The sequence below is a fragment of the Bradyrhizobium manausense genome (genome assembly GCF_018129685.1).
GTDB classification, from domain to species: domain Bacteria; phylum Pseudomonadota; class Alphaproteobacteria; order Rhizobiales; family Xanthobacteraceae; genus Bradyrhizobium; species Bradyrhizobium manausense_D.
On record NZ_JAFCLG010000018.1, the window covers coordinates 97,353 to 119,759 of the forward strand.

Here is a 22,407-nt window from a genome sequence, read left to right on the forward strand (position 1 = left end):
GGTCACTTTTCAATCGACGCCAGGAGCAATCGAGCGATATGGATTCCGTGAACGCGACCAGCGGCGAAGCTTTGGAATCGAGCATTGCGTCAGCGACGCAAGGCGTGCTCGGCTTCCAGCAATCCGATGGCCATTGGGTCTTCGAGCTCGAGGCCGACTGCACGATTCCGGCCGAATACGTCCTGCTGCGCCACTATCTTGCCGAGCCTGTCGATGCCGTGCTCGAAGCCAAGATCGGCAACTATCTGCGCCGCGTCCAGGGCGCCCATGGCGGCTGGCCGCTGGTGCATGACGGCGATTTCGACATGAGCGCCAGCGTGAAGGCCTATTTCGCGCTGAAGATGATCGGCGATTCCACTGACAGCCCGCATATGGTGCGCGCGCGCGAGGCCATCCATGCCCGCGGCGGCGCCATTCACAGCAACGTCTTCACGCGCTTCATGCTCGCGATGTTCGGCGTCATGACCTGGCGCGCGGTGCCGGTGCTGCCGATCGAAATCATGCTGCTGCCGTTCTGGTCGCCATTCCACATCAACAAGATCTCGTACTGGGCGCGCACCACGATGGTGCCGTTGATGGTGCTGGCCGCGCTCAAGCCGCGCGCGAAAAATCCGAAGGGGGTCGGCATCGACGAGCTGTTCCTGCAGGATCCGCGCTCGATCGGCATGACCGCCAAGGCGCCGCACCAGAGCATGGCCTGGTTCCTGCTGTTTCGTTCGCTCGATGCGATTTTGCGCGTGGTCGAACCGCTGTTTCCCAAGAGCCTGCGCAAGCGCGCGATCGACGCCGCGCTCGCCTTCACCGAGGAGCGGCTCAACGGCGAGGATGGCATGGGCGCGATCTATCCGCCCATGGCCAACATCGTCATGATGTACGACGCGCTCGGCAAGGATGAGAACTATCCGCCGCGCGCGACCACGCGCAGGGGTCTCGACAAGCTGCTCGTGATCGGCGACGACGAGGCGTATTGCCAGCCCTGTGTCTCGCCGGTGTGGGACACGACGCTGACGGCGCATGCGCTGCTGGAGGCCGGTGGCGACAAGGCGGTGCCTGCGGCCAGGCAGGGCCTCGACTGGCTGATCCCGAAGCAGGAGCTCGAGCTCAAGGGCGACTGGGCGGTGAAGCGGCCCGACGTGCGTCCCGGCGGCTGGGCGTTCCAGTACAACAATGCCCATTACCCCGATCTCGACGACACCGCCGTCGTGGTGATGTCCATGGACCGCATGCGCCGCGAGCACGGTGTGACCGGCTACGACGCCGCGATCGACCGCGGCCGCGAGTGGATCGAGGGCATGCAGAGCGACGACGGCGGCTGGGCCGCCTTCGACGTCAACAATCTCGAATATTATCTCAACAACATCCCGTTCTCGGACCATGGCGCGCTGCTCGATCCGCCGACCGAGGACGTCACGGCGCGCTGCATCTCGATGCTGGCCCAGCTCGGCGAGACCGAAAAGACCAGCAAGCATGTCGCCGCCGGCATCGCCTATTTGCGCAAGACCCAGCACCCGGAGGGGTCCTGGTACGGCCGCTGGGGCATGAACTTCATCTACGGCACCTGGTCGGTGCTGTGCGCCCTCAACATGGCCGGCGTCCGCCACGACGACCCCATGATGCGCAAGGCCGCCGCCTGGCTGGCCTCGATCCAGAACAAGGACGGCGGCTGGGGCGAGGACGCCGTCAGTTACCGGCTGGACTACAAGGGCTGGGAAGCCGCCCCCTCGACCGCCTCGCAAACGGCATGGGCCTTGCTTGCCCTGATGGCTGCTGGCGAGGTTGATCACCCGGCCGTCGCCCGCGGGGTGGAGTACCTGATTGCAACACAGAACGAAAAAGGACTGTGGGACGAGCAGCGCTATACTGCCACAGGCTTCCCCCGCGTGTTCTATCTACGTTATCATGGTTACCCAAAGTTCTTTCCGCTATGGGCGCTGGCGCGGTATCGGAACTTGCGGAACACCAACAGCAGGGTGGTAGGGGTCGGGATGTGACTTTGGGGATGGGGGACTATGTGACCGCGGGCCAGGCGATCGACCCGCGACCGATACTCATTGTGACCGGTCTGGTTCAGGAGGCCCGCATCGCGGCTGGGCCCGGAATGGCGGTCATCTGCTCCTCCAGCAGCCCGACGCAATTGCGGGCGCTGCTGACCGTGGTGGATCCCGAGACAATTCGCGGCGTGATCTCCTTTGGCGTGGCCGGCGGGCTCGACCCGACGCTGCGCTCCGGCGACGTCGTGGTGGCAACCGAAGTGCTCGCGGGCGACACCCGCTGGGCCGCAGGCCTGTCGCTCAGCGACGACCTCATCGACAAGCTGACCTCCGGCCGCCGCCGCGTCGTGCGCGGCAGCCTTGCCGGTGCCGAGGAAGTGGTCACGGCCAGTTCGGGCAAGGCGGCGCTGCATTCCGAGACCGGTGCCTCCGCGGTCGACATGGAGAGCCACATCGCGGCCGCTTACGCCGCCGAGGCTGGTTTGCCCTTCGCCGCGGTCCGCGTCATCAGCGACCCCGCCCACCGCGCGCTGCCGGCGCTCGCCCGCGCCGCGATCAAGCCCAACGGCCAGATCGACCTCGCCGCCGTCCTGCGCGGCATCGTCCGCAACCCGGCCGCGCTGCATGCCCTGGTCTCCACCGGCATCGACTTCAACCGCGCGCTGCGCTCGCTTCGCGGCTGCCGGGATTTCCTGATCGGGACGGAGCTTGTGGGCGCCGAGGCGCTGGTGGCGGAGACGATCTGAGGGGCTGCTCGATTCGACGAGACGAAAAGGCCCGGTCGCCAATGGCGATCGGGCCTTTTCATTTGGGTGGTGCAATCAGTCGCGGACGAGGTCGCGTTCGCTCAATGAGATCTCAGCACCGTCACCCATGGCTTGAATGAGAGCCCGCCCGAATGTATCTTACATTCGTCTTACATCATGAAGGTCGAGCCCATGGCCGGCGCGAAAAATCTCACCACGACCGTTTCCACCAAGGGCCAGGTCATCCTGCCCAGCGCCATTCGTCAGCGGCGGGAATGGAGGGCGGGAACGCGGCTCACGGTCGAGGACACGCCGGAGGGCGTGTTGTTGAAACCGGCGCCGGCCTTTGCCGAAACGCGGCCGGAGGACGTGTTCGGCGTCCTGGCCTACAAGGGAAAGCCGAAGACGCTGGACGAGATGGATGCAGGCGTGCTCGCCGAAGCGAGGCGGCATGCTCGCGATTGATACCAATCTGATCGTCCGCTACCTGACCAAGGACCACGCCAAACAGTCCGCTCGTGCACGCGCGTTGATCGACGGCGAGCCTGTCTTCGTCGCCGTCACGGTGATCCTCGAAGTCGAATGGGTGCTGCGCAGCGCCTACGACTACCCTGCTTCGGACGTCGCGCGCGCGCTTCGCATCTTCGCGGGGCTTCCGACCGTGACGGTTGAGGACGGCGCGATGGTTGCAGCGGCGCTCGATCTTGCCGAGAGAGGATTGGATTTTGCCGACGCGCTGCATCTGACGCGATCCGGACATTGCGAAGGTTTCGTCACCTTCGATCGCAAGCTCGTCAGGGCGGCGAAAGCGGCTGGCTTTGAAGGGGCGCGCGAAGCGTGACACTTCCGGTGACACCGCTGGATCGCACCTTAGTCGCGTAGGGCGGATTAGCGCCAGCGTAATCCGCCATTCACTCCGCGAGCATCGCCTGCGTGATGGCAGGTCAGCGCCTCCTTCCTTGCCGGCGGCCATGTCGCCACCGTAGAGAACCAGCAGCCGCCGGCAACAAACGCGCGACGATAGTTGGGCATGTTGGGTACGATAGCGCAGGAGCCGGCCATGTCGTAGTTTGTCATGGCGGATTACGCTGACGCTAATCCGCCCTACGGGCCGAGCGTCATCTCGTCGCATATTGGCGGATCATGTGGCCGCCATCGACGTCGAGAACCTGACCGGTCAGGAAGGTGTTGGTCGCAGCGAAGAGCACCGCGTGGGCGATCTCGCGCGCTTCGCCGACGCGGCCGAGCGGCAGGCTTTCGCCGGTGCTGCGGAACATGGCTTGGCGAGCGTCATCAGGCATCCCGGCATAGACTTCGGTGCGTACCATGCCCGGCGAGATGCAGTTGACCCGTATCCGAGGTCCGAGCTCGAGGGCGAGCGCCCGCGTCAATCCCTCGACGGCCGAATTGACCGCCCCGAGTCCCGAGCAGTTCAGGCCGGGGCGCCGGCTCAGCACGCCCGAGAAGAAGGTGATCGATCCGCCGGCGATGATGCGCGGCAGGCAGGCCTGCGCCACGGCATAGGGACCGAAGAATTTGCCGTCGAACATGCGGCGAACATCGCTCAGGGGCATGTCGGCGAAGCGCCCATGGCTGGACGACGCGGCGGTGATGACGAGATGGTCGAACGCATCGAGCGTCTCGGTCCATTTCGCTACGGCGGACTGGTCCGTCATATCGACGCTGGCCCAGGGCACGCCGCCCAATTCGTCCGCGACGCGTGCCAGCTTGCTGGCATCGCGGGCCACCAGCATCACGCCAAGCCCGGCCGCCACGGCCGCCTCCGCCGTCGCCCGCCCGATCCCGCTCGAACCGCCGACGATGACCATGCGCTGCGGCTTCGCGGCATCGCCACGATCCGGATTGTTCGCACTCATGATGCGTCTCCCTGCAATGCAGTCTAATCCCGGCGCAGCCGGGCGAAAGCCATCTCGCGCGGGTGACCGTGCTTGATGACGAGGTCGATCCACAGCATGGCGAGCGGCTCGAGCAGCCGGGCGGCGCGAAGCGGACCGGCATCGATCGACTCGAAGCCGAGATCGGCGACGAGCTCCATCACGATGGGCTTGCGGGCCTCGTCGTCGCCGGCGACGAACATCATCGATCTGGGCTGGAACGCGGCGGCATGGGCCATGTTTTCGGCGCCGGTCTGGTTGAGCGTCTTGAACACGCTTGCACCCGGGGCAAATCTGGCGATTTCCTCTCCGCCCGAGGTGTCAAATCCGACGGTGAGATGCAGGCCCTCCGGTCCCATGCCGAGCGGGTTGGTGCAGTCGATCACGATCGCGCCGGACAGATCGCCCAGCGCCTCCAGGGCGGATCGGGCCGCGGGGTAGGGGGTCGCAAGCACCACGACCTCTGCGTCGCGCCGCTCACGGGCGGATTGCAGCCGCTCCCGCGGCAGGCCCGCATGTTTGGGATCGTCTGGATTGGAAACGCCGTAGCGGACGTCATGTCCGCAGGCGAGCCACGCCGTGCCAAGCGAAGCGCCGACTTGGCCGGCGCCGATGATGAGAATCTTTCTGGTCATCGCAGCCATTCGACCCCCGTATCGGCGTAATGGCGCATCTCGACGATCTCATCGACGAACGCCTTGATGGCGGCAAAGAAGGGCGGGAAGTGCGGCCCCTTTCGAAATTTTTGGAGATGGTCGGCGGTCGATGTCCAGTGGATGCGCAGGATGTAGCTTCCCGGATCTTCTTCACAGCGGGTGAGGTCGAAGGCGAGGCATTCGGGCGATGCCCGAAGGTGCTCGCCTGCCGTGCGATATGCGGCGACGAGATCGTCTCCGCTGTGCTTGGTCAGGGAATAACGAACATATTCGATTGTCACGGAACAGCCTGAAGCGATGGACGGCCCTGCACTTGGTCGAGCCCGCCCGAAGGGGATATCTGGCCGGACGATAGCCTTTGCCCCCACATGCATGGAAATGATATCCGTTCATTATGGATATCGATAAGAACAATATCAGGCGCCTCGACTTTTCGCTGCTCCTGATCTTTGACGAGTTGGTTCGTCACAAGCGAACGACCGTCGTGGCCGACCGGCTCGGTCTCAGCCAATCGGCGGTCAGCCACGCATTGACGCGGCTGCGCGACCTCTTCGACGATCCGTTGTTCTCCCGGCGCCCCGACGGCCTGACGCCGACGCGGCGCGCGCTCGAGCTCGCGCCGAAAGTCCGGGAGCTGATGCAGCGGGCGCAGGAGGTCGTCGGCGGCGCCGCCGCGTTCGATCCCGCCGTGTCCGACCGGCAGTTCAGGCTGGCCGCGAACGATTTCGTGGCGACGTCGATCGGGCCGCTGCTGCTGGAAAAGCTGGCGACCGAAGCTCCGGCGACGCGACTGGTCAGCCGTTTTGCCGTCGGGCAGGCCGCGTTCGAAGCGCTGCGCAAGCATGAGCTCGACCTCGCGATCGGCCGCTTCTACGAGATCCCCGACGAATTCGAGACGGATATCCTGTTGCAGGAAAGCTTCTCCGTGATCGCGCGCCATCGTCACCCGCGGCTCGCCGAGACGCTCGACCTTGCAACCTATCTCGACGTCGATCATCTGCTGGTGTCGTTCCAGGGCAGGCTGGCAGGCGTCGTGGATGAGACGCTCGCCAGGCAGGGATTGAAGCGCCGCGTCCGTGCCAGCGTGCCGATGTTCCTGACCGCGTTCGCCGCGGTCGCCGGCAGCGATCTCGTCGCAACGGTGCCTGCCCGGCTGGCGCAGCGCTTCGCGCCCGTCTTCGGCTTGCGCGTCCTGCCGCCGCCTCTGGACATCGACAGCTTTCCGGTCAGCCTCGTGCGACTTGCCGCGACGAAGTCCGATCCCGGACTCGCTTGGCTCGTCAGCCGCGTGCGGCAGATCGCGGACGCGCTGGGCTGAGAAGGGCTGAAATCAAACGGCTCGATCGCCAACGCGATCTGGCCTTTTTGGTTATGCGAAGGTTTTGATTGCGCCGCGCGTTCTCAGAGCGCAGAGCGGAGCAGCGCCAGCGTAATCCGCCATTCACTCCGCAAGCATCAACTGCGTGATGGCAGATCACCGCTTTCCTCTTTGCCATCGGCTGCGGCGGCCCTAGGGGCTTCATTGGATTTCGAGTTGATGGGGCGTAGCTGCCGCAACCCTTCGCAACTCAAGAAGCGGGGGTATCAATCTCTCGTCCAATCCTCCAACTGCAATCCGGCAATACGCCGGAATTCCGCAGTGTTATTGCTGACGAGCGGCAGGCCGCGCGCCATCGCCTGCCCGCGATCAGGATGTCGTAGGGGCCGATGGGTGTGCCGCGCCGCGCGAGCTCTGCCCGGATCTCGCCGGCGGCTCGCGCGTCCTCCCGTTCCAGATCGAGGATCTCGAGGTCGGCGAACAGAAGGCGAAGTGTTTCCAGGTTGAATTCGACTCTCTGGCTGCGATAGGCGCCGAAGTAAAGTTCGTGGGCCACGATGGACGACATCGCGATCGCGCCAGCTTCGGTTGATTCGATTCGGCGCAGGAGAGGCTCCGAGCGACGTGTGACCAGCGCTATGACGGCGTTGGTATCGCCATTTCGTCATCGAAACGCTCGATCGAGATCGGGGTGCACCTGCTCTTGAGGCTCGCGACCGTCGGCCATGAAGTCCGGGCTGAAGCCGCGCGCAACCGCCGCGCGAAGCGAGGTCCAGGGTCCGGAGGCGTTCCGCCTCGGGCGCAGGATCACGGCGTCGCCTTCACGCGACACCTCGACCTCATCGACCGAGAAACGAAAGTCCTTCGGTAGCCGGACGGCTTGAGAGTTGCCGGATTTGAAGACCTTGGCGATGTCGGGCATGGGCTGCGTCCTGGAGATACATTTTCGCGTATACACTCTCGGGTCACATACGAGGCCATTCAGCCTGCGGCGTGCTGGCCCACGGAGGCAAGCCGAAGACGCTGGACGAGATCGATGCAGGCGTTCTGGCCGAAGCCAGGCGGCGGCATGCGCGCAAGTTATGCCAAGCTGATTGTCGCTAGTCCGCAGACCAAGCGGTGGTACTCGCGAAAGGGCCACGATGGCATACTGCCACTGTTTTGCCCGACGCGTCAAACCAAATTCGCAAAATTCGAATTTATTGCCTGCCTGCAATGTCGCTCGCCCGAACGGAGGGCCTCGAATCGCGGTGCAGCTCCGCAGATTCCCCGGCCGTTGCTCCTTTGCCGCCGATTGGCTCGACGCGGCAAGGGCTTACCGAAACGGACATCGTGCCGTTCGACCAACGCGTTGCTACTGTGCATGGGGTTGTTTTCCACCTTTGCCGGAGCGCGAGCCGGCCTGAACAAAAAAATGGCCCGGTCGCCATGGCGATCGGGCCGTTTCTGTTTTGGGGTGTCCGTAGCCCGGATGGAGCGAAAGCGTAAATCCGGGGCTTGCAACGCGGAGAGACTGTCCCGGATCTCGCTTTCGCTCCATCCGGGCTACGGGGCGCGCGCTTACGCGGCCGTCGAAGCCTTCCGTGCGGCCTTGGCCGCGGCAGCCTCGGCCTCGTCCTTGCGGATCTCCGACAGGCGCTTCTGCACTTCGGCCGAGAAGATGTATTGCGCCGGACGCTGCTTGCTCATGTCGATCTCCGGCGCCATCGGGCCTGTGGTCCTGATGCCGCGCAGGGACACCCACATCGCCTTCAGCGGGTTGTTGAGGGCTGCGGTCGCCGCCGTCGGCTCGTAGCCGCAATGGGCCATGCAGTCGGCGCACTTCTCGTAACGGCCGGTGCCGTAGGAATCCCAGTCGGTGGTCTCCATCAGCTCCTTGAAGGTTTTGGCGTAGCCTTCGCCGAGCAGGTAGCAGGGCTTCTGCCAGCCGAAGATGTTGCGCGCGGGCATGCCCCACGGCGTGCACTCGTATTCCTGGTTGCCGGCGAGGAAGTCCAGGAACAGGCCGGAATGCATGAAGTTCCACTTCTTGCCCTTGCCGAGCGCAAAGACGTCGCGGAACAGCTTCTTGGTCTTGGTGCGGTTGAGGAAGTGCTCCTGGTCCGGCGCGCGCTCATAGGCATAGCCCGGCGACATCGAGACGCCGACGCCGAGCTCGACGGTGAGGTCGAGGAATTTTGCGATCTCCTCGGCCGGGTGGCCGTCGAAGATGGTGGCGTTGACGTTGACGGTGAAGCCGCGCGCCTTGGCCGCCTTGATCGCGGAGACGGCGCGGTCGAACACGCCCTGCTGCGACACGGCCTTGTCGTGGTGCTCACGCAGGCCGTCGAGATGGACGGAGAAGAACAAATACGGGGAGGGCTCGAACAAATCGAGCTTCTTCTCGAGCAGCAGCGCGTTGGTGCAGAGCGAGACGAACTTCTTGCGCGCAACGAGGCCGCGCACGATCTCGCCGATCTCCTTGTGGATCAGCGGCTCGCCGCCGGGAATCGCGACCATCGGCGCGCCGCACTCGTCGGCCGCGTCCCAGCACTCCTGTGCGGTCATGCGGCGGTTGAGGATCGCATCCGGATAGTCGATCTTGCCGCAGCCGACGCAGGCGAGGTTGCAGCGGAACAGCGGCTCCAGCATCAGCACGAGCGGATAGCGTTTGCGGCCAAGCAGTTTCTGCTTGAGCAAATAGCCGCCGATACGCATTTCCTTGAAGAAGGGGATTGCCATTACACGTTTCTTTCTGGGCTTGAAATTCGGGTAGGTCAGCTTGCAGCCAGTTCGGCCGGAAGCCGGAATTCGATGTTTTCCTCGCGGCCCGGGAGCACCGAGACCGTCACCGGTCCGATCCGCCGCAGCGCTTCGATCACGTCATCCACCAGCACCTCGGGCGCCGAGGCGCCGGCCGTGAGGCCGACTGACCTGGCACCTTTCAACCACTCCGGATTGAGCTCGCGGCCATCGGCGATCAGATAACTCGCGACACCGGCCTCAGTGCCGATCTCGCGGAGCCGGTTCGAGTTCGAGCTATTGGCAGCGCCCACCACCAAAATCACGTCGACCAGCTTGCTCAAGTCCCTTACCGCAGATTGGCGGTTCTGTGTCGCATAGCAGATATCCCGGATGTCCGGGCCTTGAATATCTGTAAATTTCGCCTGCAGGACCCCGATGATGTCCCTGGTGTCGTCGACCGACAGCGTGGTCTGGGTGATGTAGGCCACTGGCGTATCCGCCGGCAAGGTCAGCGCCTTCGCCTCTTCGACGCTCTGGACCAGCACCACGGGCCCCGGAACCTGGCCCATCGTGCCCTCGACCTCCGGATGGCCCGCATGGCCGACCAGGATCAGGGTGCGGCCCTTGGTGATGTAGCGCTTCCCCTGATTGTGAACTTTCGTGACCAGCGGGCAGGTGGCATTTAGTACTGGAAGGTCGCGCTCCGCCGCTTCCTCCTCGACGCTGCGGGCGACGCCATGGGCGCTGAAAACGGTCACGGCCTTCGGCGGAACTTCCGACAGTTCCTCGACGAAGATCGCGCCCTTGTTCTTGAGGCTCTCGACGACGTATTTGTTATGCACGATCTCATGGCGCACGTAGACGGGCGAGCCGTATTTCTCCAGCGCCCGCTCCACGATCTCGATGGCGCGCACCACGCCCGCGCAGAAGCCGCGCGGCTGCGCTAGATAAACTTCCATTGGACGCCCATCACGCAAGTTGCACCCATCCGCTCATTGTCCCCGGCGGCTGACCGCTACGGCCAATGCTGCAATATCCGCACCATTGGCACCGCAGCTGCGGTAACCGCCCACCCCGTCCGGGCCCCGGCGCATGCAGGCACAGCACTTTGTGTCAAAAAATCGGCAAAAAGAAAAGGTGGGATGCGCCGCGGGTTCCCCGGGGAACCGATGCTAGGTATTATCATCCCGCCATTTGTGTGAGCAAGGCGTCGACATTTCTGCTCACCCCTTCGCCACTTTACCGCCTCAAGTCCCCAGCTATACCGGCCGTCCCGCATGATTTTGCCTTGGTCTGCCGCCGTTTACCTCGAACCTTGTTCCCCTCAGAACGACCCAAAACGGCAATAGGTTTCGCCCGGGAACTCCGCTAAACAGCGGGCGTTTCCGGCAGGCTGTTAACACTAGAAAGAAAAGATGCTGCAAAGCGTAGTCGTTGCCATTGTCAGGGCCTGCACCCGGTTTGCCCCCCTTGTCGTCGTTCTTGGGCTCCTGCTGGCGGTGGGCGCGGGCTACTACGCATCGCAGCACTTCGCCATCAACACCGACATCAATTCGCTGATTGCCCAGAACCTGGACTGGCGCCAGCGCGACCAGCAGTTCGACCGTGCTTTCGACCGCGACGCGACGATTCTGGCGGTCGTCGAGGCCAGGACGCCGGAGATGGCGACCGCAGCGGCTGACGCGCTCTATGCCAAGTTGAAGGACGACAAGACCAACTTCCAGTCGATGCAGCAGCTCGGCACGGGTGAGTTCTTCGAGAAGAATGGCCTGCTGTTCCTGCCGACCGAGGAAGTCGGCAAGATCACCGGCGAGTTCGAGTCCGCCGCACCCCTGATCGAGATCATGGCCGGCGATCCCTCGATCCGCGGTCTGACCGGCGCGCTGGAGACCGGGCTCGCGGGCGTCAAGCGTGGTCAGGTCAGGCTCGACAGCACCGCCCGGCCGTTCAACCAGATCGCCGAGACGGTCGAGACCGTGCTCAACAAAGGTCATGCGAGCTTCTCCTGGCGCGAGCTCGTCAGCGACAAGCCGCTGTCGGATTCGGACAGGCGGGCCTTCATCGAGTTCAAGCCGATCCTCGACTACAACGCGCTGGAGCCCGGCAAGGGTGCGACCAACGCGATCCGCAAGGCCGCGCTGGATCTCGATTTTGCGACAAAGTACCAGGCGCGCGTGCGGCTGACAGGTCCGGTCCCGATCGCCAATGAGGAATACGCGACCGTCCAGGAGGGCGCCGTCGTCAACGGCATCGGCACGGTGGTCGTCGTGCTCCTGATCCTGTGGCTTGCGCTGCACTCCGCGAAGATCATTTTCGCGGTCTTCGTCAATCTCTTCGTCGGCCTTGCGCTGACGACTGCGGCGGGCCTGATGATGGTCGGCTCGCTCAACCTCCTGTCGATCGCCTTCGCAGTGCTGTTCGTCGGCCTCGGCGTCGATTTCGGCATTCAGTACAGCGTTCGCTACCGCTCGGAGCGCTTCAAGCACGACGATCTCACCGGTGCGCTGGTGCTGGCAGCGAAACGCTCGGCGGTGCCGCTGTCGCTCGCGGCGATGGCGACCGCGGCGGGCTTTCTGTGCTTCCTGCCGACCGCCTATAAGGGAATCTCGGAGCTCGGCCAGATCGCCGGTGTCGGCATGCTGGTGGCTTTCATTTCCTCGATCACCATCTTGCCGGCGCTGTTGAAGCTTCTGAATCCGCCCGGCGAGAAGGAGCCGGTCGGTTATGCCTTCCTGGCGCCGCTCGACCATTTCCTGGAGAAGCACCGTGTTCTGGTCGTCGGCGGTACGCTGTTGCTCGCGGTCGCCGGCCTGCCGCTGCTTTACTTCATGAAATTCGACTTCAACCCGATGAACCTGCGCAATCCGAAGGCGGAGTCGATCGCGACCTTCCTCGACCTGCGCAAGGACCCCAACACCGGCGCCAACGCGATCAACGTGATGGTCACGTCCGAAGACCAGGCCAGGCAGGTCGAGGCGAAGCTGGAGAAGGTGCCGGAAGTGTTGCGCGTGATGTCGCTCGACAGTTTCGTGCCCGAGGACCAGCAGCCGAAACTGAAGCTGATCGCGCAGGGCGCCAAGACGCTGAACCCCGCGCTCAATCCTGATCAGGTCGATGCGGCGCCGTCGGACCAGGAGAACGTCGAGTCGCTGAAATCCGCGGTCGAGAATCTTCGACGGACGGCGGGTGACGCGAAGGGGCCGGGCGCAGTTGCCTCGCGCCGACTCGCGGACGCCCTGGAAAGGCTCGCAAACTCCGACGAGGCGACCCGCAACAGGGCGCAGGACGTGTTCGTGACGCCCATGAAGATCGTGTTCGACCAGCTCAGGAATGCGATGCAGGCCGGGCCGGTCACTCTGAGCTCACTGCCGCCGGATCTCGTCAACGCCTGGAAGAGCAAGGACGGCATCATCCGCGTCGAAGCTCAGCCGAAGGGCGACCCGAACGACAACGATACGCTGCGCAAGTTCGCGGCGGCTATGCTCGAGGCCGAGCCGACCGCGATCGGCGGACCGGTCTCGATCCTGAAATCCGGCGATACCGTGGTGAACGCATTCATCCATGCCGGCATCTATGCGCTGCTCGTGATCGGGCTGCTGTTGTGGATCACCCTCCGCCGCATCGTCGACGTGCTGATGACGCTGGTGCCGCTTCTGGTTGCGGGCGCAGTGACGCTCGAGATCTGCGTGTTGATCGGCCTGCCGCTCAACTTTGCCAACATCGTCGCGTTCCCGCTGCTGCTCGGCATCGGCGTCGCGTTCAAGATCTACTATGTCGTGGCGTGGCGCTCCGGCAGGACGAACCTGCTTCAGACCAGCCTTACACGTGCGATCTTTTTCAGCGCGCTGACGACGGCGACCGCGTTCGGCAGCCTGTGGCTGTCGAGCCATCCCGGTACGTCCAGCATGGGCAAGCTGCTCGCACTTTCGCTGGTGACGACGCTTGCCGCAGTGCTGCTGTTTCAGCCGGCCCTAATGGGCAAACCCCGCAATCTCAGGGAGTAGGCAGATGTCGCCGACGGTGTCGGCGGGGCCTTTCTGACCCGACTTGGTCGCGGCGGCGCTCTTCGGAGCTGCCGTCGTGGTTGCCGGTGCGGCGGTAGACGGCGCCGGAGCGGCCTTGGGCGCTGCTGCAGTGCTTTTGGGTGCACTCTTGGCCATGGCGTTGGCGGTGCTGAGGGGGATTGGCGGTCCGACGCGGGTCCACGTCTCGCCGCCGCACAGGAAGCCCAGCACACAGCCCTTGATCTCGAGCTGGTCGGTGCCGACAGGCGTAATGGTCGCGCTGTACATTTGACCATCCTTCGCGTTGTAGACCTGACCTTCCCACTGGTCGGCGCCAGCCGTCTTCTTCATATTGATCAGGGTTACCATGCCCAGCGTCGGCCTGTTCTTTTTTGAGACATCCGGATTGTTCTCGTCACGGCCGCCGGGCTGTTTTTCCCAGGAAACCGCGCCCCACATGCTGCCGTTGCATTGGGCGACACGGATATTGGCGACGCCGTCGGCGACCCGCCAGTCGCCCGTGGGATCGGCGGCGAGCGCCGGTGTCAGGCTGGCGTAACTGCCTGCCAGTATTATACCGGTGAAAATGGCTAAACGCATGAGTGTTCCTCGGCGGTGCAACATGGTCTAAAGCTGTGCTTGCGAAGATGGTCCGAAAAAGGGCAAAAGGCCGCACAGACCCTTTTCCGTTGGCTGACCGTTTTCAGTTGACGAAGCGGCCCTCAACCGAAGTATGTAGCGGATGAACAGTCCAAATCCAGACATGTCCCAATTGTTCGCGGACCGTCAGGCCCAGCGCAGCGCCCTGCATAATCGGTACCTGAACGAACAGTTCGTTCGGGTTCTCAAGACCATCGGCTACGATGTCGGGTTCCAGAAAGGGCATGGACAGTACCTCTACGATCGCGAGGGGGCGCGCTATCTCGACCTGTTGTCCGGATTTGGCGTGTTCGCGATCGGGCGCAACCATCCTGTCATGCGTGAGGCGCTGAAGAGCGTGCTCGACGCCGATCTGCCCAATCTCGTCCAGTTCGACGTCTCCGTGCTCGCCGGCGTGCTCGCCGAGCGGCTGTTGAAATACGTTCCCTATCTCGACAAGGCGTTCTTCGCCAATTCCGGTGCCGAATGCGTCGAAGCCGCGATCAAGTTCGCGCGTGGCGCCACCGGCCGTCCCGGTATCGTCTACTGCGCCCACGGCTATCATGGCCTGACCTATGGCGCGCTGTCGTTGACGGGCGATTCGAACTTCCGCACCGGCTTCGAGCCGCTGCTGCCGGGCTGCACCTCGGTTCCGTTCAACGATCTTGCCGCGCTCGAGAAGGCGCTGGCCTCGCGCGAGGTCGCGGCCTTCGTCGTCGAGCCGATCCAGGGCAAGGGCGTCAACATGCCCACCGACGAGTTCCTGCCCGGCGCGGCCGCGCTCTGCAAGAAATACGGCACGCTGTTCGTCGCCGACGAGATCCAGACCGGCATGGGCCGCACCGGCCGCTTCCTCGCGGTCGAGCACTGGAACGTCGAGCCCGACATGGTGCTGCTGTCGAAGTCGCTGTCGGGCGGCCATGTGCCTGTCGGCGCGGTGCTGACGCGCAAGGGTATCTTCGACAAGATCTTTAACCAGATGGACCGCGCCGTCGTGCACGGTTCGACCTTCTCCAAGAACGATCTCGCGATGGCCGCCGGCATTGCCACGCTCGATGTCATGGAGTCCGAGAAGCTGATCGAGGCTGCCGCCAAGCGCGGCGCCGAGCTTCGTCTCGCGCTGACGCGCATGGTGCCCGGTTACGAGCTGCTGAAGGAAGTGCGCGGCAAGGGCCTGATGATCGGCATCGAGTTCGGCCCGCCGAAATCGCTGCGGCTGCGGGCGTCCTGGAACGTGCTGGAGGCCGCCAACAAGGGGCTGTTCTGTCAGCTCATCACCGTGCCGCTGTTCAAGGATCACAAGATCCTGACGCAGGTCGCTGGCCACGGCAGCCACACGATCAAGCTGCTGCCGCCGCTCACCATCACCGAAGAAGACTGCAACTGGATCGAGCGCGCCTTCGACGACGTCATCGCCGGCAGCCACAAGGTCCCGGGCGCGATCTGGTCGCTCGGCAAGACGCTGGTGGACAACGCGGTGCGACGGTCGGCGTAAGCCGTCGGCTTCCAATCAAATGACATCGTCATGTCTTTTCGTTTGGCCCTTCTTTCCAAGCAACGTCGGGTCTTGGCGTCCTATGCCTGTCTGTGTGCTTTCGCGCTATTAAGTGGATCGCTCGCGCCGAGGGACGCCACAGCGCAAACCGTCGACAAGAGCGCAGATAACCTGATGGTCGTCATCAGGGAGACGCCCGGTGCCAACAAACAGGACGAGGCGTTGGAGCCTATGGGCAAGCTGCGCGCCCGACTGGCCGATGGCAAGGAGGTCGAGCTCGAATTGGCGACCTTCAAATTTCTCGGGGACATGCAAATAAGGTTCGTGTTCGACGGACCGGTTTCCATGTTGAACGCAATTCCGCAGGATCTCGCGCGACTGCACCTTAGTCCGGAGCAAGCGCTTCGATTGGCGGTCGACAATCTCAAGCGCGTCTACGGTGCCCCCGTCGCAACGCCCTGGACGGGGGGACTGATGCAGGTCCAAGGTAAGTCGTCTGATCTCGACAGCAGCTATTTTCTCGATCGAGAGTTCTGGCGAGCGCGTCTTCGCGAACATCCCGAAGGGATATTGGTTGCCGTGCCAAAGCGCGGCGGGCTGGTGTTTGTGCCGTTGAGCGACGGACAGGCGGTGGACACTTTGCGCAGGGGCGTCACGTACCTCTATTCGAGCAGTGAATACTTGCGGGTATCGTCAGCGCTCTATCTGTTTAAGGATGATCACTGGGCCGTCTTTCAACCGCCTCACAAGCCATGATGCCGGACTTGCGAGCAGAGACGCCATTCGGTCTACCCTTCCACATTCGCCTTCATCGCCACCTCGAACTTGTCGACGAACTCGGCGAGCTCGTCGTTGCCGATGTCGCTGACGGCCCAGAAGTTCAGGCCGCGCTCGCCCCAGCGGCGGCAGTTGAAGCCCTGCATGGTCTGCGTCTTCGGCGGCCGATGCTCGGTGCTCGCAGTCTGCGACACGAACAGGTTGATGATGTGCTGCCGGCGCTTGTAGACGACGGCGCCGATGGCGCGCGCGTCGATATAGTCGAGCCGGCCGCCGACCAGCGTAAAGCCCTGCGCGGTGAGGTCGATCACGGGCGGGGCGACGTCGAGCTTGCCGTTGAACCAGGGCTTGACCGTGTGCTGGTCGGTCGAGACGACGTCGATGAGATGACCGGCCTGGAGCGAGCGCAGATGCGCGGAGACCACCTCCGAAAGGATGCGCTGCTGGTCGTCCTGGCGCAGCACGACGGCGACGACGCCGGAGGCGGCGAGCGCCGAGACCGCCGAGCCCATCGCGAACCCGCGCAGCACGGAACGCCGGCTCGGCTGCGGCCGCGCTTGCGGCATCGACGCCTCGATCCGGGCGCGCAACGTCGCAGGCGCGCTGTAGCGCAGACTGGCGTCGGCCAGCACCCGTTTCATCTCTTGTTGGGCCGCGAACTCGGCCTTGCAAGTCGGGCAGGTGGCGATATGGGCTTCGACCTCGCGCGCGTGGCCGGCATCGAGCTCGTTGTCGAGCAGCGCGTGAAGCAGGATTTTTGCTTCGTCGCAGGTCATTTCGAATGCTCCTCTTCCGCCATCCAGGCCGCGCGCAGCATGGCGCGGGCGCGGGCGAGGCGGGACATCACGGTGCCGACGGGGGCGCCGACGGCTTCTGCAATTTCACGGTAGGACAGGTTGTTGATCTCCCGCAGCACGAAGGTTTCCTTGAACGGCTCGGCGAGCGCGTCGATCATCTTGCGAATGGCGCCGGCGTCGCGGCTGCGCAGCACCTCGGTCTCCGGGCTCGCATCGCCCTCCTGCCAGATCGGCGTCTGGTCGGCAGCGCCAGGCGTGTCCTCGATCGCGGCATGCGAGTGCGCGCGTCTGGCGTATTCGGCGTTGCAGACATTGCGCAGGATCGCGAACAGCCACGGCTTCATCGCCGGGCCGCGATAACTGTCGAAATGCTTCAGCGCCCGCAAATAGCACTCCTGCACCGCGTCCTCCGCGTCGGAGGCGTCGCGCAGCAAATAACGTGCGAGCGTGTAGACGTCGTCGAGATAGGGCAACGCCGCCTCGCGGAAGCGCTGCGCCTTCTGGAAATCGTCGCTGACCGGCATCGCCTCTCGCTTTGCCTCTTGCTGCGTTTGGTCCATCGTTGCGTGCTTCGCGTCATCCCCGGGTCTGAGCGAAGGCACGCGAGCCCGGCCGGCGTGGGACCACCGGCCGGGCAAGACAGAGATGCCTTGGTTGGAGACGTTACTCAACCTTGATCATCCCGGTCATGTGCGGGTGCAACGAACAAAAATACTTGTAGTCGCCCGCATCGGTGAAGGTGAATGAGAACTTGTCGTCGGTATCCAGGGCCTTGGACCGGAACTTGCCGGCCGACACCACCGTGTGCGGGATGTCGTCCCGGTTGGTCCAGGTCACGGTCGTGCCGACCTTGATCTTGAGCTCCGCCGGCTGGAAGACGAAATTGTCGATATGCACCTCCATGGCGTTGTCGTCGGCACGGGCGGTCGTGACGGGGAGCAGGATGGCCGCGGCCACAGCGACGGAGAAGTCGCGGCGATTGAGTATCTTCATGGTCAGCTTCTCTCCAGCCCTGCATCAACTCTGGAGCGGCGTGTCGATGATGGCGAGCCGCTGCTCGTTCTGCTTGAAATTGATGCTGGCGACTCCGAGCATCGAGCGGAGCTTGGCGTCCTCCACCTTCATCGGACCGGGCGAGGGAGCGGTGCCCGGCGCCGGCTGCGGGAAGGCCGTCGAGCGCGCGGTGTGGAAGGTGACGTTGCCCTCGACCTTCTGCATCACCTGATGGATGTGCCCGTTGAGCACGGTGACCGAGCCAAAGCCCTTGACGTATTCGAGCGCGCGGCCGCCATCCTCGGTGCCCCAGCCCCATTCCGGATAGACGGTCCAGAGCGGGATGTGGGCGAACAGCACGACCGGGGTCGATTTCGACTTGCCGCGCAGGTCGTCCTCCAGCCAGGCGAGCTGTTCGGCGCCGAGATTGCCGAGGCCGCCGCCCTTGAGGTCGACGACGTTGACGAGGCCGATGAAATGCACGCCGCCGGCGTCGAAGGAGTACCAGCCCTGACCCTTGGTGCCGCGGCCGTAGCGCTCGCGATAGAACTTCACCTCTTCGTCGAGGAAGTCATGCTCCCCGGGCACGTAATGCACGTCCAGCTTGGACTGCGAGATGATGCGATCGGCATTGTCGAATTCGGACGCCTTGGACAGATGGGTGATGTCGCCGGTGTGGATCATGAACGACGGCTTGGTCGGCATGGCATTGATCTTGCCCACGGCCTCTTCCAGCGTTCCCAGCGCGTTGGGGTTGGCCGGCTTGTCGAAGCCGACGTGGCTGTCGCTGATCTGGAGGAAGGTCATGCCCGGCGCCGCTGCGGTCGCAGCCTCGGCGGAATCGATGATGCCGAGCGAGCGCGGCACGCCGCCCGTGATGGTCCAGAGCACCCCGGTTCCGGCCCATGTCATGCATTCCAGCACGTTGCGGCGGCTGACGCCGTCTTCCCCGTGATCGTGTCCGCTCATCGCACGTCTCCTTTGGCCCGGAATTGGGCTTCGGGGAGGTGATTGGGGGAGGGGTGGGCTTATTCCCGCATGTAATGACGATTTCGTGAGGGGCGCACTTGCCCGAACGGGAGAGATATCCGGATCCGGTTCAAAAATTCCCGGATGGCCCGAAGCACATGGCGATCTCTGCGCCGGCCGAGGCGATGGAAACGCGCTGGCTGATGGTGGGCCAGGATGCTATTTCTTATCCTCCAAAATCATCGCAGCCCCCTTCTCGGCGATCATCGCGGTCGGCGTGTTGGTATTGCCCGAGGTAATCGTCGGCATGATCGAGGCGTCGACGACGCGGAGACCGCTGAGGCCGTAGCAGCGAAGACGCTCGTCGACGACGGCCATGGGATCATTCGCCGATCCCATTTTCGCGGTGCCGACGGGATGAAAGATGGTGGTGCCGATATCGCCGGCGGCTTTTGCCAGGGAAGCATCGTCGTCGCCGACGGTGGGCCCGGGCAAATATTCGCTCGGGCGATATCTTGCCAGCGCCTTCTGCCGCATCAGCCGGCGGGTGGTGCGGATCGCGTCGGCGGCGACCTGACGGTCGTCGTCGGTCGACAGATAATTCGGCGCGATGATCGGCTTCTCCTCCGGGCTCGCCGAGCGCAGGCGGATTGTGCCGCGCGAGGTCGGCTGCAGATTGCACGCGCTGACCGTTATCGCAGGAAATCGATGCAGGGGATCGCCGAATTTGTCGAGCGACAGCGGCTGCACGTGAAACTGGATGTTGGCGCGCGCGCGCGTTGCGTCGGAGCGTGTGAAGATGCCGAGCTGCGACGGTGCCATCGTCAATGGCCCGCGCCGGCGGAAAGCGTAGTCGAGGCCCATCAGGCCGCGGCGGAACAGGTTGTAGTACGTCTCGTTCAGCGTGCGCACGCCCTCGACCTTGTAGATCGCGCGCTGCTGCAGATGGTCCTGCAGATTGCGGCCGACGCCTGGCTTGTCCATCACGATGTCGATGCCGAGCGGCGACAGCCAGTCGGCCGGGCCGATGCCGGAGCGATGCAGCACCTGCACCGATCCGATCGAGCCGGCCGAGAGGATCACCTCGCGTTTCGCACGCGCTTCGATGATCTCGCCGTTCTGGATGAAGCGCGCGCCGACGGCGCGGCCCTGCTCGATGATGATGCGGTCAACCAGCACGTTCTTCTCGAGCCGCAGGTTGGGACGGTTCAGCGCCGGCTTGAGAAAGCCGCGCGCCGACGACCAGCGCCGGCCCCGCTTCTGGTTGACATGGAAATAGCTGGTGCCTTCGTTGTCGCCGGTGTTGAAGTCGGGGATGCGCTTGATGCCCATCTCCTCGGCGGCGTCGCCGACGGCATCGAGAACCTCCCAGGACAGCCGCGGCGCCTCGATGCGCCAGCCGCCGCCGGTGCCGTGATGCTCGCTAGGCCCGAGGAAGTGATCCTCCAGCCGCTTGAACAACGGCAGCACATCGTCATAGCCCCAACCGGTCATGCCGAGCTGGCGCCAGTGATCGTAGTCGGCGGCCTGGCCGCGCATCGAGATCATGGCGTTGATGGCCGACGAGCCGCCGATCACCTTGCCGCGGGGATAGGATAGCGAACGGCCGTTGAGGCCGGGCTCGGCCTCGGTCTTGAACATCCAGTCGGAGCGCGGATTGCCGATCGCGAAGAGATAGCCGACCGGGATGTGGAACCAGATCCAGTTGTCGTCGCCACCCGCTTCGAGGATCAGCACGCGGTTTTTGGGATCGGCCGACAGCCGGTTGGCGATGATGCAGCCGGCCGTGCCGGCACCGACGACGATATAGTCAAAATCACCTTCAAGCCGCCTTGGCATTCTGCTTCCACCCGGATGGTCACCTGACGTTGCGTCCTAATAGGCAGACGCAATCGATCGGGACAAGCCCGGCCATCACGACAGGACAGGGCTACCCTCGATCCCCGGGAGTTGGGTGGACTGGCGCTTGCATGGTAGACAGTCCTGTATTCCTCCAAAGTTTGAGATCCCTCCATGCCCATCGTAAATCGCGTCGCCGACCTTCAACCCGATATCCAGGCCTGGCGGCGGGACATCCACCAGCATCCCGAGCTGCTGTACGACGTCCACCGCACCGCAGCATTCGTCGCGGACCGCCTGCGCGAGTTCGGCTGCGACGAGGTCGTGACCGGCATCGGCCAGACCGGCGTGGTCGGCGTGATCAAGGGCAATAAGCCGGCCGGCGAGGGCTTGAAGGTGATCGGCCTGCGCGCCGACATGGACGCGCTGCCCGTCGAGGAGCAGACCAACCTGCCTTATGCCTCGAAGACTCCAGGCAAGATGCACGCCTGCGGTCATGACGGCCACACCGCGATGCTGCTTGGCGCTGCGCGCTACCTTGCCGAGACGCGCAATTTCGCCGGCGACGCGATCGTGATTTTCCAGCCGGCAGAGGAGGGCGGCGCCGGTGGCGCGGCGATGGTCAAGGACGGCATGATGGAGCGCTTCGGCATCGAGCAGGTCTACGGCATGCACAACGGTCCCGGCATCCCGATCGGCTCGTTTGCAATCCGGCCGGGCCCGATCATGGCGGCGACCGACGAGGTCGACATCAAGATCGAGGGCCTCGGCGGCCACGCCGCGCGTCCGCACAAATGCATCGACTCCGTTCTGGTCGGGGCGCAGGTGATCACGGCGTTGCAGTCCATCGTCGCGCGCAGCGTCGATCCCCTGGAATCGGCGGTGATCTCGATCTGCGAATTCCACGCCGGCAACGCTCGCAACGTCATCCCGCAGACCGCGGAGCTGCGCGGCACCATCCGAACGCTTTCGGCGGATGTGCGCAAGCTCGTCGAGAAGCGCGTGCACGAAGTGGTGGCGGGCGTGGCGCAGATCACCGGCGCGAAGATCGATCTGCACTACAAGCGCAACTATCCGGTCGTGAACAACCACGCCGCGGAGACCGAGGTGGCGACGCGCATCGCGAGGCAGGTTGCCGGCGATGCCAACGTGCACGAGATGCCGCCGCTGATGGGTGGCGAGGACTTCGCCTATATGCTGGAAGCGCGCCCCGGTGCGTTCATCTTCTGCGGCAACGGCGACAGCGCCGGCCTGCATCACCCCGCCTACAATTTCAACGATGAGGCGATCGTGTTCGGCACATCATACTGGGTCAAGCTGGTCGAGGAGCAGCTCGCAGCGTCATGACGCGCTGGAGCATGATCCGGAAAAGTGTGAAGCGGTTTTCCGAAGAGATCATGCGCAAACAAAGAGCTAAAGCGCGATGACGATTCAACCCAATCTCATCGCGCTTTAGGGTCTGTACTCAATAGGGATTCCATCTGAAATTAGATTGTGATTCAAGCTTCTCAACGGAAGGGAGGCTTGAATGGCAAAGCAGGTCTACTGGCTCAGCGATGCGGAA

The 22,407-nt window shown here is 64.0% G+C and carries 21 protein-coding genes and 1 pseudogene; 9 read left to right on the forward strand and 13 right to left on the reverse strand.

Annotated features, from left to right (window positions below; genetic code table 11):
• Nucleotides 1-38 precede the first annotated feature (38 nt).
• The 4 genes from shc to JQ621_RS28755 all read left to right on the forward strand — a co-directional run bounded on the left by shc (nucleotide 39) and on the right by JQ621_RS28755 (nucleotide 3,578).
• Nucleotides 39-1,991 carry a squalene--hopene cyclase gene (gene shc / locus JQ621_RS28740; RefSeq protein WP_212239806.1) on the forward strand — a complete coding sequence of 651 codons (1,953 nt, stop codon included), beginning with the start codon at nucleotides 39-41 and terminating at the stop codon, nucleotides 1,989-1,991.
• Nucleotides 1,925-2,737: a phosphorylase gene (locus JQ621_RS28745; protein ID WP_249125640.1), complete on the forward strand. Its 813-nt coding sequence runs from the start codon at nucleotides 1,925-1,927 to the stop codon at nucleotides 2,735-2,737. The genes shc and JQ621_RS28745 overlap by 67 nt, the downstream gene beginning before the upstream one ends.
• 192 nt (nucleotides 2,738-2,929) lie before the next feature.
• Nucleotides 2,930-3,202, forward strand: coding sequence for an AbrB/MazE/SpoVT family DNA-binding domain-containing protein (locus JQ621_RS28750; protein WP_212239812.1), 273 nt, complete (start codon nucleotides 2,930-2,932; stop codon nucleotides 3,200-3,202).
• Nucleotides 3,189-3,578: a type II toxin-antitoxin system VapC family toxin gene (locus JQ621_RS28755; protein WP_212239815.1), complete on the forward strand. Its 390-nt coding sequence runs from the start codon at nucleotides 3,189-3,191 to the stop codon at nucleotides 3,576-3,578. Before JQ621_RS28750 ends, JQ621_RS28755 begins: the two co-directional genes overlap by 14 nt.
• Before the next feature lie 277 nt (nucleotides 3,579-3,855).
• Here JQ621_RS28755 and JQ621_RS28760 read toward each other — a convergent pair whose 3' ends face one another.
• Genes JQ621_RS28760 through JQ621_RS28770 form a run of 3 tightly spaced genes read right to left on the reverse strand, consistent with a single transcriptional unit; the run spans nucleotide 3,856 to nucleotide 5,662 of the window.
• Complete coding sequence (locus JQ621_RS28760) at nucleotides 3,856-4,614, reverse strand: SDR family oxidoreductase (protein WP_212239817.1); 759 nt, start codon at nucleotides 4,612-4,614, stop codon at nucleotides 3,856-3,858.
• 23 nt (nucleotides 4,615-4,637) lie between these two features.
• Entirely contained in the window at nucleotides 4,638-5,267 is a 630-nt protein-coding gene (locus JQ621_RS28765; RefSeq protein WP_212239819.1) for an NADPH-dependent F420 reductase, read from the reverse strand.
• Nucleotides 5,264-5,662 (reverse strand): putative quinol monooxygenase, encoded by a 399-nt coding sequence (locus JQ621_RS28770; protein WP_212239822.1) that lies wholly within the window; start codon nucleotides 5,660-5,662, stop codon nucleotides 5,264-5,266. The genes JQ621_RS28765 and JQ621_RS28770 overlap by 4 nt, the downstream gene beginning before the upstream one ends.
• Before the next feature lie 20 nt (nucleotides 5,663-5,682).
• Between JQ621_RS28770 and JQ621_RS28775 the strand changes: the two genes are divergently transcribed.
• Nucleotides 5,683-6,606, forward strand: a complete 924-nt coding sequence (locus JQ621_RS28775) for a LysR family transcriptional regulator (protein WP_212239824.1) — start codon at nucleotides 5,683-5,685, stop codon at nucleotides 6,604-6,606.
• Nucleotides 6,607-6,872: 266 nt separating this feature from the next.
• Here the strand turns inward: JQ621_RS28775 and JQ621_RS28780 are convergent.
• The 4 genes and pseudogenes from JQ621_RS28780 to ispH all read right to left on the reverse strand — a co-directional run bounded on the left by JQ621_RS28780 (nucleotide 6,873) and on the right by ispH (nucleotide 10,289).
• Nucleotides 6,873-7,246, reverse strand: a pseudogene (locus tag JQ621_RS28780) (PIN domain-containing protein).
• 24 nt (nucleotides 7,247-7,270) lie between these two features.
• A complete protein-coding gene (locus JQ621_RS28785) occupies nucleotides 7,271-7,528 on the reverse strand; it encodes an antitoxin (protein WP_212239827.1) in 258 nt (85 codons plus the stop codon).
• A gap of 638 nt (nucleotides 7,529-8,166) precedes the next feature.
• Nucleotides 8,167-9,327: an adenosyl-hopene transferase HpnH gene (hpnH, locus tag JQ621_RS28790; protein ID WP_212239829.1), complete on the reverse strand. Its 1,161-nt coding sequence runs from the start codon at nucleotides 9,325-9,327 to the stop codon at nucleotides 8,167-8,169.
• Nucleotides 9,328-9,362: 35 nt separating this feature from the next.
• Complete coding sequence (ispH, locus tag JQ621_RS28795; protein ID WP_212239832.1) at nucleotides 9,363-10,289, reverse strand: 4-hydroxy-3-methylbut-2-enyl diphosphate reductase; 927 nt, start codon at nucleotides 10,287-10,289, stop codon at nucleotides 9,363-9,365.
• A gap of 456 nt (nucleotides 10,290-10,745) precedes the next feature.
• Between ispH and hpnN the strand changes: the two genes are divergently transcribed.
• Nucleotides 10,746-13,334 (forward strand): hopanoid transporter HpnN, encoded by a 2,589-nt coding sequence (hpnN, locus tag JQ621_RS28800; protein ID WP_212239834.1) that lies wholly within the window; start codon nucleotides 10,746-10,748, stop codon nucleotides 13,332-13,334.
• Here hpnN and JQ621_RS28805 read toward each other — a convergent pair.
• Complete coding sequence (locus tag JQ621_RS28805; RefSeq protein WP_212239836.1) at nucleotides 13,302-13,934, reverse strand: DUF2147 domain-containing protein; 633 nt, start codon at nucleotides 13,932-13,934, stop codon at nucleotides 13,302-13,304. The two genes, hpnN and JQ621_RS28805, sit on opposite strands and share 33 nt — an antisense overlap.
• Nucleotides 13,935-14,076: 142 nt before the next feature.
• Between JQ621_RS28805 and hpnO the strand changes: the two genes are divergently transcribed.
• Both hpnO and JQ621_RS28815 read left to right on the forward strand, forming a co-directional pair.
• Complete coding sequence (gene hpnO, locus JQ621_RS28810) at nucleotides 14,077-15,468, forward strand: aminobacteriohopanetriol synthase HpnO (RefSeq protein WP_212239838.1); 1,392 nt, start codon at nucleotides 14,077-14,079, stop codon at nucleotides 15,466-15,468.
• Nucleotides 15,469-15,498: 30 nt separating this feature from the next.
• Nucleotides 15,499-16,224, forward strand: a complete 726-nt coding sequence (locus JQ621_RS28815) for a hypothetical protein (protein WP_212239839.1) — start codon at nucleotides 15,499-15,501, stop codon at nucleotides 16,222-16,224.
• Nucleotides 16,225-16,256: 32 nt separating this feature from the next.
• On the opposite strand, the gene JQ621_RS28820 is transcribed toward JQ621_RS28815, so the two are convergent.
• From JQ621_RS28820 to JQ621_RS28840, 5 genes are all read right to left on the reverse strand, one after another.
• Nucleotides 16,257-17,021, reverse strand: a complete 765-nt coding sequence (locus JQ621_RS28820) for an anti-sigma factor family protein (RefSeq protein ID WP_212239842.1) — start codon at nucleotides 17,019-17,021, stop codon at nucleotides 16,257-16,259.
• A complete protein-coding gene (locus JQ621_RS28825; protein WP_212239845.1) occupies nucleotides 17,018-17,566 on the reverse strand; it encodes a sigma-70 family RNA polymerase sigma factor in 549 nt (182 codons plus the stop codon). The genes JQ621_RS28820 and JQ621_RS28825 overlap by 4 nt, the downstream gene beginning before the upstream one ends.
• A 139-nt stretch (nucleotides 17,567-17,705) precedes the next feature.
• Nucleotides 17,706-18,035 carry a cupredoxin domain-containing protein gene (locus JQ621_RS28830; protein WP_212239848.1) on the reverse strand — a complete coding sequence of 110 codons (330 nt, stop codon included), beginning with the start codon at nucleotides 18,033-18,035 and terminating at the stop codon, nucleotides 17,706-17,708.
• Between the two features lie 24 nt (nucleotides 18,036-18,059).
• On the reverse strand, nucleotides 18,060-19,004 hold the full coding sequence (locus JQ621_RS28835) for a metallophosphoesterase family protein (RefSeq protein WP_212239862.1): 945 nt from the start codon (nucleotides 19,002-19,004) through the stop codon (nucleotides 18,060-18,062).
• Between the two features lie 219 nt (nucleotides 19,005-19,223).
• A complete protein-coding gene (locus JQ621_RS28840; RefSeq protein ID WP_212239865.1) occupies nucleotides 19,224-20,843 on the reverse strand; it encodes a GMC family oxidoreductase in 1,620 nt (539 codons plus the stop codon).
• 174 nt (nucleotides 20,844-21,017) lie between these two features.
• Between JQ621_RS28840 and JQ621_RS28845 the strand changes: the two genes are divergently transcribed.
• Complete coding sequence (locus tag JQ621_RS28845) at nucleotides 21,018-22,190, forward strand: M20 aminoacylase family protein (protein ID WP_212239868.1); 1,173 nt, start codon at nucleotides 21,018-21,020, stop codon at nucleotides 22,188-22,190.
• Nucleotides 22,191-22,407: the final 217 nt, after the last annotated feature.